The sequence below is a fragment of the uncultured Leptotrichia sp. genome (assembly GCF_938036635.1).
In the GTDB taxonomy this organism is placed as follows: Bacteria; Fusobacteriota; Fusobacteriia; order Fusobacteriales; family Leptotrichiaceae; genus Leptotrichia; species Leptotrichia hongkongensis.
This window is the reverse complement of sequence record NZ_CALHQO010000026.1, coordinates 1-2,267: the sequence shown is the minus strand read 5'-3', so window position 1 is coordinate 2,267 and position 2,267 is coordinate 1. Positions and strand designations below refer to the sequence as shown.

Below are 2,267 nucleotides of genomic sequence, written 5' to 3'. Positions count from 1 at the left end.
ATTTTTTGAAAATAAAAATTAAACTCACTTCGTTCAGACAGAAATTTTTATTTCCAAAAAATCACGACATTTTTAATCCAATTATAAAAGCCTTTATAAGAAATACTTAACGATAAATTTTTAATTTAAGAACTGTTTTTAAAGTTACCAAATAAATTTTACAATATTTTATCAATTAATCGGTAATTTACAGCTTCTTCTGGCGACATAAAGTTGTCTCTTTCAGTATCTGCGTAGATTTCTTCTACTGATTTTCCAGTGGCTTCTGATAAAATTTTGCTTGTAATTTCCTTCATTCTTTCAATTTCTTTTGCCTGAATCTGAATGTCCGTTACTTGACCTCTTGCTCCACCTAGTGGCTGATGAATCATGATTCTTGAGTTTGGCAGCGAATATCTTTTACCTTTTGCTCCAGCCGCCAACAACACTGCTCCCATGCTTGCCGCCTGTCCTACACATACTGTAGAAACATCGCTTTTTATGTGACGCATTGTGTCATAAATCGCAAGCCCGGCGGTAATTACTCCTCCCGGACTGTTTATATACATAACTATATCTTTTTCATTATCCTGTGCATCTAAAAATAATAATTGAGCGACAATCGCATTTGCCATTCCATCTTCAACTTCTCCACTTACAAAAATTATTCTATCCTTTAAAAGTCTTGAATAAATATCATAGCTTCTTTCCCCACGCCCATCATTTTCAATAACTACTGGACTATATGCTGACATATTATTTCCTCCTATTTCTGTCAATTTTCTTTCATTATTTATTTTCTCTTGTTATTACAAAATTGTTTTAACATTTTACAATTTAAATATAGAGAAAAAAGAATTTCGCAATAAACTATTTTATCACAAAATTCTTCTAAAATCAAAATATTCTTTTTATTTAGCAATTTTCTCAAAATTACTATTTAACTTTTGCTTCTTTTACTAATAAATCAATTGTTTTTTGATTTACTAATCTATAGTTTGTTTCATCAATGAATCTTTCATAATTTCCATTTTTTCTTACATCAGCGATTAATGCATCTTTTTCAAGTCCATACATTGCAGCTAATGTTTCGATTTCTTTTGATACTTCTTCATCAGTTGCTTTAATTCCTTCAGCTTTTGCGATTTCAGATAGTACTAATTCTGTTTTTACTGCTTTTTCAGCATTTTCTTTTGAACTTTCTCTCATTGCTTCCATTGTTTGCCCTGTCATTTGGAAGTATTGGTTAAGATTAATTCCTTGCATTTGCAATTGTTGTGTAAATCTGTTGATTTGATAGTCAATTTCTCTTTGAACTAATGCTTCTGGAACTTCAACTTCTGTACCACTTACTACAGCATCAATAACTTTGTTCTTAAATTCGTTTTCAGCTCTTGCTTCTTCTCTTTTTGTAATATTTTCTCTAGTTTTAGCTGTCATATCTTCAACAGAATCAAATCCTAATTCTTTTGCTAAGTCATCATTTAATTCAGCTTCTTCTTTTCTCTTGATTGAGTTTACTTTTACTTTGAATAAAGCTGGTTTTCCTTTTAGGCTTTCAGCGTGATATTCTTCAGGGAATGTAACATTTACGTCAAATTCATCACCTTTTTTATGTCCTACGATTTGATCTTCGAAAGTGTCAATAAAGCTGTGAGAACCTAATGTCAAGTCGTATCCTTCAGCTTTTCCTCCATCAAATGCTTTACCATCTATAAATCCTTCAAAGTTAATATTTACAACGTCATCATTTTTAGCTTCTTCATTTTCTGCAACTTCTTTTAATTTTGCAACATTTTCTCTTAATCTTTCGATTTCTTCGTTTACTTTTTCATCAGTAATTTCTACTTTTTCCTTTTCTACTTCCACACCTTTATATTGTCCCAATTCAAATGCAGGCAATACAGGTATTGTAAATACTACTTCAACTTTGTCATCATTAAGCTCATATTTTTCAAGTTTAATATCAGCAATCGGTTTTAATTCATTTTCTGCAACTGCTTTTCTGTATTCATCAGAAATAATGTGGTTTAATATTTCTCCTTCAATTTCTTTCTTGAATTTTTCTTCAATCACTTTTGCAGGTACATGTCCTGGACGGAATCCATCAACTTTTGCATCTTTAAAATGTACTAAAACATGCTCTTTTAAGTGTTTTAACTCTTCTCCTTCTCTAACTGCTGATACTTCATAAGTTGTTTCATTTAATTTTTTTACTGCACCTGAAGTTTTTGCCATTTGCATAAGCGACAAAATTCCTTCCTGCATTCTGGCACCACCAGAACTTG

At 31.1% G+C, this 2,267-nt stretch carries 1 protein-coding gene and 2 pseudogenes; all 3 read right to left on the bottom strand.

Translation table 11 applies throughout. The annotated features are described in order from the left end of the window. Positions 1–158 precede the first annotated feature (158 nt). On the bottom strand, positions 159–734 hold the full coding sequence (clpP, locus tag Q0370_RS00400; protein WP_299570560.1) for an ATP-dependent Clp endopeptidase proteolytic subunit ClpP: 576 nt from the start codon (positions 732–734) through the stop codon (positions 159–161). 181 nt (positions 735–915) lie between these two features. Continuing rightward, positions 916–2,136 (bottom strand): annotated as a pseudogene (gene tig / locus Q0370_RS00395) (trigger factor); the annotation flags it as partial. Positions 2,137–2,178: 42 nt separating this feature from the next. Beyond that, positions 2,179–2,267: pseudogene (locus Q0370_RS11745) on the bottom strand (acetyl-CoA carboxylase carboxyl transferase subunit beta); the annotation flags it as partial.

Coding starts and splice junctions, on each gene's coding strand:
- clpP (WP_299570560.1), bottom strand. CDS start 734: ATGTCAGCATATAGTCCAGTAGTTATTGAAAATGATGGGCGTGGGGAA.